Source organism: Arthrobacter sp. GW460-12-1-14-TSB2 (assembly GCF_059423525.1).
Window position 1 is genome coordinate 25,100 of sequence record NZ_JBWKYC010000032.1, and the last position, 7,363, is coordinate 32,462.

Below are 7,363 nucleotides of genomic sequence, written 5' to 3' on the forward strand. Positions count from 1 at the left end.
CATCGATTGCTCCGTAGGCGCCGTATTGAGCCACCAAAAGGGCGTCTGCGGAGCAATCGATGAGAATTGAAGTAGGAACACCATGACTCTCACCACCCACGAACCGCTGACCGTCACCCTCGGCTCCAGCGGCGTCACCCCCGAGGACGTCGTCGCCGTCGCGCGCCACGACGCCAAGGTGACCATCTCCCAGGAAGCCCTCGACACGGTAGCCACAGTCCGCGCCCACATCGACGACCTCGCGCACAGCGAGGTCCCGGCCTACGGCATCTCCACCGGCTTCGGTGCGCTGGCCAACAGGCACATCCCCAATGAGCTGCGCACCCAGCTGCAGAAGTCCCTGATCCGCAGCCACGCCGCCGGCATGGGCCCCGCCGTGGAACGCGAAGTTGTCCGCTGCATCATGTTCCTCCGCGCCAAGACCCTCGCCTCCGGCCGCACCGGCGTCCGCCCCGTGGTGCTGCAGACCATGGTGGACGTCCTCAACGCCGGCATCACGCCGGTGGTCCGCGAATTCGGCTCGCTCGGATGCTCCGGCGACCTCGCGCCCCTGTCGCACTGCGCCTTGGTGCTCATGGGCGAGGGGGAAGCAGAAGGGCCCGACGGCGTAACTTACGGCGGCCGCGGCGAACGGACTGTCGCCGAGTTGCTCGCCGCGCACGGAATCGAACCCGTCACGCTCGCCGAGAAGGAGGGCCTGGCGCTGGTCAACGGCACCGAGGGCATGCTGGGCATGCTCCTGATGGCCATCGCGGACATCCGCCAGCTGCTTACGACGGCGGACATCACCGCCGCGCTCAGTGTCGAGGCGCTGCTCGGCACGGACCAGGTGTTCGTGCCCGAGCTGCATGCAGCCCTCCGGCCGCACCCGGGCCAGGCCGCAAGCGCGGACAACATGCTCCGGGTCCTGTCCAACTCGCCGATCGTTGCCTCGCACCGGATCAACGACACCAAGGTCCAGGACGCCTACTCGTTGCGCTGCGCGCCCCAGGTGGCCGGGGCCGTCCGCGACACGGTGGACCACGCCGCCCTGGTGGCCTCGCGCGAGCTGGCAGCCGCCATCGACAACCCCGTGGTCCTGCCGGACGGCCGGGTCAGCTCCAACGGCAATTTCCATGGCGCACCGGTGGCATATGTGCTTGATTTCCTGGCCATTACCGTGGCGGATCTGAGCTCCATTGCTGAACGCCGCACGGACCGCATGCTGGACCCGGCGCGTTCTCACGGGCTGCCGGCCTTCCTGGCCGCGGATCCCGGAGTGGACTCCGGCCTGATGATCGCGCAGTACACGCAGGCCGGACTGGTCTCGGACAACAAGCGGCTGGCCGTCCCGGCGTCGGTGGACTCGATCCCGAGCTCCGCGATGCAGGAGGACCACGTCTCCATGGGCTGGCACGCGGCCCGGAAGCTCAGGAAGGCCGTGGAAAACCTGCGCCGCGTCCTGGCGATCGAGCTGGTGACGTCTGCACGGGCGATCGATATGCGGACCCAGCTTTCCGGTGGGGAACTGACTCCGGGGCCGGCCGGCGCGGCAGTGATCGCGGCGCTGCGCGACGTCGTCGACGGTCCGGGCACGGACCGGTTCCTGTCACCTGAGCTGGAGGCGGCAGACCGGCTCGTCGCGTCTGGCGAGGTGCGGGCGGCAGCCGAATCCGCCGTCGGGATTCTGGCCTAAAAGTGAATTTTATGCATTCGGAATGACAATTTACCGGTGCCCCCGAAATACTGCGCGACACAACAGGCGGGGGCCCGGGAATTGTAGTAGAACTAAAGATGTAGTGATGAAGCCCACACCAATGATGTTGTGGCAAAAGAACATATACAAAGGGGTAGAAGTTCAATGAAAGCACGGGGGACGGTTCTGTCCAGGCGGGCGGCATTTGCTGCCACGGTTACCGACTGGAGGAACCTCAAAGCAGGCGAGCGGGTGGAAATCCTCAAGCATGCGCATGTGGTGGCCGCAGGTGAAGTTGAGGAAATTTCCGTGAGCGGAAACGTGCTCTGGCTGGTGCCCGCGGGCCCGTCGGAATCCCAGCTGTTTATGAAGTCAGACGGTGTGCAGGTCCGCAGGACCTAAGACCAGGATCTAAGACCAGGACCTGAGCCGCGTAGTTAGGCGGCAATGTCCTCGTAGGTTTCACCGAAGGGGACGGACTCGTCCAAGGCCACGGTGAACGCGCCCGGCTCGTGGCGGGTTACGCGGATACCGCAGTTGCCTTCTTCTACGGCAGCTTCGATGAGTTCCTTGACGGCGCTCTCCAGTCCGTCGTGGACCTCTTCGGCGCTCGAAAAGGTCAGTCGGATGGACCGAACGTTGGTCTGGGATTCGAGGATGGCTGAGCTCATTGCATGACTTTCTCTAAACGATGTGCCGGTTGGCCACGATCCATTCTACCGGCTTTGTCAAAAAAGGTAAGATGTCTGGCATTTGTCCCTCCGGGTTTCGGTTCTGCCGAAGCCCGGAGGGACAGCCTTTTTTAAGCCGCCCTGCAGGGGGCCCGAGCCCTGGTGGAGGGCCGATTGTTTAGCGCTTGACCGCGTCCAGCTTCAGCATCTTGGCGATGACGCCGTCCAGCTCGGAGTCGTCGAAGATCTTCTTCCAGTCGTCCTTGATGATGGTGTCCTTGCCGTACTGGATGGCGATTTCGCAGGCCTCGGAGAACGGGTTGGAACCACGGAGAGCATTGGTCAGGGCGATCTGCACGTGGCCGAACAGCATTGCCTTGGCAGCTTCCTCCGGGACGCCGGCGGTGTGCACGGTCTCGTGCAGTGCCTCGTTGAGCAAGGTGCCGATCATGCAGGCCACGGTCTCCACCAGGGTGGGTTCCAGGATGGCGAGCTGCTTCACGGTGACCCAGTGCACGTCGATGACAGGAGCGTAGATGGTGCGGATAACGGCCTCGGCCGAGTCGCGGGTCGCTGCCGGGGCGTCCTCGTCGATCGCGGCGACCACGTTCTGCGGGGCGCCCTCGCCGCCAAAGGTGTCGGCCCATTCTTCCTTGGTGGTTCGCTCCAGGAACACGGACGGGTGGCACGGGTGCGCAACGGCCTGGACCACGTCGTCGCGCTTGGCCAGCAGCCCGGCGTAGGCGGCGGCGGGGTCCAGGGTGAGCAGGATCGCGCCGGCCTTCATCTGGGGGACAACGCCTTCGGACACCATGCCCAGGACGGTGTCCGGGACGGCGAGGATTACCACGTCGGCGCCCTTGACGGCGTCGTCGGTGGAAGTGATCTCACGGCCTTCAGAGCGGACGCGGTCCTGGCCTGCGGGGGAGTTCTCGCTGTAGAAGACTGTGTGGGCGCTCTTCTGGAGGTTGCGGGAAACGCGCATTCCCATTTTGCCACCGGCTCCGATGACGGCGACGGTCAATTGTTCTGCTGACATTTCACTTGCTCCTTAGGAAATCGATGCCTTGCTGGGTCCACTGGTTTTCGAGGCGGATGGTTTCCGCCTCGGAGTCCTGCCACGGCAGCCAGTGTTCGACGATCTGGTTGATGCTTCTTTCTTTGGGCTGAAGCTTCCCGGCCATGTAGTCGTAGTCGAGAAGGCCTTCGCCGAGGGGTGCGCCGGAGTACGTAAACCCGACCCACCCCTCCTTGCGGCTGAACGCAAAGTCTTTGATGTGCATGTTGAGGACGTAGGGCGCGACGGCGTCAATCACCTCGCGCGGCATCTCCAGCGCCGCGACCGTGTTGGCCGGGTCGCTGCAGATGCCCAGGTGCGGGCTGTCCACTCCGCGGATGACCTCCAGGATGCGGGAGGTGGGGACCTGTTCGTAGGTTTCCACCGCGATCTTCACCCCGGCGGCCTCGAACTCCGGCAGCACTTCCTTGAAGATCGCCACCGCTTCCTCCGCCGTCGGGGTGTGGCCCGGGAGGTTGAACATGGTGCGGAGCAGGGGCGAGCCCAGGATGCCGGCGATGTGCAGGAATTTCCGCAGGTGCTCGGGCCGGATGCCTTTGGTGCCGAGCTCCAGCGCTATGCCCAGCGAGTCCGCGGTGGCGCGGACGGCTTCCAGTTCGGCGTCGGTCATGGCTTCCAGCGGGGCGTAGTCGCAGATCTGGAAGAGGTCCACGCCGAGGGCGGCTGTACGTTCCAGCGCCTGGTGGATGCTGAGCGGTTCGGAGACCTGGTCCGAGAGCTGCCAGAAGAACGCGTAGCTGCTCAGTCCAATCCGTGAAACCTTGCCAAGGCTTGAGCCCGGGCCGCTGATGGCGTTGGCGGGCGCGCTCATGCGGCCACCTTCTTCGCGGCAAGCCGTGCGGCGGTCTCGTCCAGGATGGTCTTGAGCGCCTTGGGATCGTGGGCAAACCGGCCCAGGAACAGGCCGGCGACGGCGGTGTCCAGTTCCGTGATCAGGCCGGGGCCCGCACTCCCGCCGTAGATCACCCGGCTTTCCGCCTGGCCGGGCAAAGTTCGCAGGTGCGCGTCCAGGCCGGTGATGACGGCGCTGATGTACTCCGGCGACGCCGGTTCGGGGGCGCCGATGGCCCACTGCGGCTCGTACGCCACGATGGTGCGTCCGGCCGGTCCCAGGGACTGCGCGCGGTTCAGGGCGGCGTCGATCTCGGCGCTGCACCGGGCGATGGCCTCCTCCGGCGAACCGGCGTGGAGTTCGCCGACGCACAGGACGGGGGTCAGTCCGTTGCGGTAGGCGGCGGCAGTCTTGAGCCCGATGATCCTGTCGTCTTCGCCGAAGATCCGGCGGCGTTCGGCATGGCCCACTTCGGCGTAGCGGCCGCCGAGTTCGGCCACCGTCTTGCCGCCCACCTCGCCGGTGAACGCGCCTTCGTCTTCCCAGAAGATGTCCTGGGCTCCGGCGGCGGCTCCGGCCGCGCCCAGGATGCGGGCCGCTTCGGGCAGCACCGGCAGGGTGGGCAGCACGAACAGTTCGATGTCGCCGCTCTGGACTGCTGGGTGGGCGAACGCGATGGTCGCCACGTCGCGGCAGTAGTCGAGCGAGGGCTGGTAGCCGAAGTACATCTTCAGGCTGACGCCGATGATGGCCGTCGCTTGTGGCGTTGTGTCTTCGGCGCTGGCCGAAGCACTCTTAGCAGGAAGTGACACCTTCATAGTCCTTAATCAGGGTGACTTTTTCGGCCGAGGCGGAGGTCTCGTCGAAGGTGTAGGTGAGCCATTCGCGGGCGAGCCGGCGGGCGAGTTCCAGGCCGACGACGCGCTGGCCGAAGGTGAGGACCTGGGCGTTGTTGCTCAGGACCGAGCGTTCCACGGAGAAGCTGTCGTGCGCGGTGACGGCGCGGACGCCGGGGACCTTGTTCGCGGCGATGGCCACACCTAGGCCGGTGCCGCAGACCAGCAGGGCACGGTCGGCCTTGCCGGCTGCGATGAGTTCGGCGGCGGCGATGGCCACGGACGGGTAGGGGGTGTGGCTGGTGGCGTCCACCCCGACGTCGGTCACGGATTCGACCAGCTCGGAGGCCTCCAGGTCAGCCTTCAGGGCTTCCTTGTATTCGAATCCGGCGTCGTCGGCCCCGATGACCAGGCGCAGTTTGGCGCTCATGCGTTCTCCTTGACTGTGTTGTTGCTGAGGGTGTTCTCGGCGGAAGTGTTCTCGGTAAGCGTGTTGTGGATTGCCCGGACGATCAGTGCCATGGACACCGCTCCGGCGTCCGGGGTGCCCAGGCTCTTCTCGGCGTGCGGGCGGGCGCGGCCCATGAGCGGGAGCAACTGGGCGGTGTCTTCGGCGGCCTGCTGCGCAACGGCGGCAGCGGCGCCCCAGGCCTCGGTGAGGGACATGCCGGCGTTGACGCCTGCAGTGAGGGCGTCGCGGAACGGGACCAGGACGTCCACCAGGGTCTTATCCCCGGGCTTGGCCTTGCCGAAGTCCATGATCGCGAACGCGGCACCGGCTACTCCGGCAGCGACAGCACCGGCGTCGGGGGCTTTGGTGTCACCCACGGCGTCACCGACGGCCCGCAGGGCCATGCCCCAGAGGGCGCCGGACGTGCCGCCGGCCTTGTCGGCCCAGGCGTCTGCGGCGAAGTGCAGGGTGGTGGCGGCCCCGGCGCCGCGGGCGACGGCGTCACGTGCGGCGTCGACGGCGGCGCGGACGCCGCGTTCCATGCCGATGCCGTGGTCGCCGTCGCCGGCGATCGCGTCGATCCGGCCCAGTTCGTCGGCATTGGAGTCCACCACGTTCTTCGCGGCACCGAGCGCTGCGAGGACCCGGACGGCGCCGGCGCGGGACTCTGCCGTCGCTTCCGGGATAAGCTGTTCGGCCTCGCTGAGGTCGCCGGCGTCGGAGGCCTCCAGTGCTTCCGCCGTAACGGCGCCCCGGCGGAAGGCGGGAGCGTCGGCGGGGGCGTTCCAGAGGGTCTCGAGTTCGTCGTCGAGCCAGAAGAGGGTCAGGGAGGTGCCCGCCATGTCGAAGCTGGTCACGAGCTCGCCGACCTGCGGGTCCACGGCTTCCAGGCCGTCGTCGGCCAGCAGCTGGGCGACGCGGCGGTAGACCACGAACAGCTCTTCGTACTTGACGCTTCCCAGGCCGTTAAGGATCGGAACCACGCGGGCGCCGGTGGAAGTCCGGACACCTTCAGGGACTTCGGTGAGGAGCTTGGCGACCAGCAGTTCGGCGAGTTCATCCGCCGTCGGGATGTCCGTCTCACCGATGCCGGGCTCACCGTGGATGCCCATACCCACGGCCATCCGACCCTCGGGGACGGAGAAGAGCGGGTGGTCGGCGCCCGGCAGGGTGCAGCCGGTGAAAGCGACGCCGAAGGAACGGGTGCGGTCGTTGGCGCGCTCGGCGATGGCCACGACGTCGTCCATCGAGTGGCCGGCCTCGGCGGCTGCGGCAGCCACCTTGAATACGGTCAGGTCCCCGGCGATGCCGCGGCGCTTGGTGCGTTCGGCAAGCGGGGCGGAGGAGACGTCGTCGGTGACGGCAATGCTGCGGCAGTCGATGCCATCCTTGCGGAGGCGGTCCTGAGCCTGGTTGAAGTGCAGGACGTCCCCGGCGTAGTTGCCGTAGCCCAGCAGGACGCCGGCGCCGTTGTTGGAGGCTTTCGCCACGTTGTAGACCTGCTGCGCGGAGGGGGAGGCGAAGAGGTTGCCCATGGCGGCGCCGTGCGCCAGGCCCTGCCCCACCAGGCCGGCGAAGGCCGGGTAGTGGCCGGAGCCGCCGCCGATCACCAGCGCCACCGTGTCCGGGGTGCTCTTGGTGTTGCGGACGACGCCGCCGGAGACGCGCTTCACCCAGCGGCCGTGGGAGGCTACGAAGCCTTCGATCATCTCGTCAGCGAAAGCTGCTGGTTCATTGAACAGGCGGGTCATGGGAAGCTCCTGGGCCTAACTAAGGAAGTCGTTCGGGGTGGGGCGGATGGGCGGGTTGGAGCGGGGGGG

General features: G+C 66.9%; 8 protein-coding genes. 2 read left to right on the top strand and 6 right to left on the bottom strand.

Features of this window, described 5'->3' with window-relative positions:
* The first annotated feature begins 82 nt into the window (after positions 1-82).
* Complete coding sequence (gene hutH, locus AC07YR_RS22085; RefSeq protein ID WP_494735267.1) at positions 83-1,675, top strand: histidine ammonia-lyase; 1,593 nt, start codon at positions 83-85, stop codon at positions 1,673-1,675.
* Positions 1,676-1,840: 165 nt separating this feature from the next.
* On the top strand, positions 1,841-2,077 hold the full coding sequence (locus AC07YR_RS22090; protein WP_055801395.1) for a hypothetical protein: 237 nt from the start codon (positions 1,841-1,843) through the stop codon (positions 2,075-2,077).
* Between the two features lie 35 nt (positions 2,078-2,112).
* Here the strand turns inward: AC07YR_RS22090 and AC07YR_RS22095 are convergent, their stop codons facing one another.
* The 6 genes from AC07YR_RS22095 to AC07YR_RS22120 form a co-directional block, all read right to left on the bottom strand.
* The gene (locus AC07YR_RS22095; protein WP_055801392.1) at positions 2,113-2,346 is read right to left on the bottom strand and encodes a hypothetical protein; all 234 of its coding nucleotides are present in this window, start codon (positions 2,344-2,346) and stop codon (positions 2,113-2,115) included.
* Between the two features lie 178 nt (positions 2,347-2,524).
* A complete protein-coding gene (locus tag AC07YR_RS22100; protein WP_494735268.1) occupies positions 2,525-3,385 on the bottom strand; it encodes a phosphogluconate dehydrogenase C-terminal domain-containing protein in 861 nt (286 codons plus the stop codon).
* Between the two features lies 1 nt (position 3,386).
* Positions 3,387-4,235 carry a sugar phosphate isomerase/epimerase family protein gene (locus AC07YR_RS22105; RefSeq protein ID WP_494735269.1) on the bottom strand — a complete coding sequence of 283 codons (849 nt, stop codon included), beginning with the start codon at positions 4,233-4,235 and terminating at the stop codon, positions 3,387-3,389.
* Complete coding sequence (locus AC07YR_RS22110; protein ID WP_494735270.1) at positions 4,232-5,068, bottom strand: triose-phosphate isomerase family protein; 837 nt, start codon at positions 5,066-5,068, stop codon at positions 4,232-4,234. The genes AC07YR_RS22105 and AC07YR_RS22110 overlap by 4 nt, the downstream gene beginning before the upstream one ends.
* Positions 5,052-5,522 carry a ribose-5-phosphate isomerase gene (locus AC07YR_RS22115; protein WP_028270688.1) on the bottom strand — a complete coding sequence of 157 codons (471 nt, stop codon included), beginning with the start codon at positions 5,520-5,522 and terminating at the stop codon, positions 5,052-5,054. The genes AC07YR_RS22110 and AC07YR_RS22115 overlap by 17 nt, the downstream gene beginning before the upstream one ends.
* Positions 5,519-7,294, bottom strand: coding sequence for a dihydroxyacetone kinase family protein (locus tag AC07YR_RS22120; protein ID WP_494735271.1), 1,776 nt, complete (start codon positions 7,292-7,294; stop codon positions 5,519-5,521). Before AC07YR_RS22120 ends, AC07YR_RS22115 begins: the two co-directional genes overlap by 4 nt.
* Between the last annotated feature and the right edge of the window lie 69 nt (positions 7,295-7,363).

Bases quoted from the DNA above. Each gene is read 5' to 3' on its own strand.
- hutH (WP_494735267.1), top strand. From the start codon at position 83: ATGACTCTCACCACCCACGAACCGCTGACCGTCACCCTCGGCTCCAGC.
- AC07YR_RS22090 (WP_055801395.1), top strand. From the start codon at position 1,841: ATGAAAGCACGGGGGACGGTTCTGTCCAGGCGGGCGGCATTTGCTGCC.
- AC07YR_RS22095 (WP_055801392.1), bottom strand. From the start codon at position 2,346: ATGAGCTCAGCCATCCTCGAATCCCAGACCAACGTTCGGTCCATCCGA.
- AC07YR_RS22100 (WP_494735268.1), bottom strand. From the start codon at position 3,385: ATGTCAGCAGAACAATTGACCGTCGCCGTCATCGGAGCCGGTGGCAAA.
- AC07YR_RS22105 (WP_494735269.1), bottom strand. From the start codon at position 4,235: ATGAGCGCGCCCGCCAACGCCATCAGCGGCCCGGGCTCAAGCCTTGGC.
- AC07YR_RS22115 (WP_028270688.1), bottom strand. From the start codon at position 5,522: ATGAGCGCCAAACTGCGCCTGGTCATCGGGGCCGACGACGCCGGATTC.
- AC07YR_RS22120 (WP_494735271.1), bottom strand. From the start codon at position 7,294: ATGACCCGCCTGTTCAATGAACCAGCAGCTTTCGCTGACGAGATGATC.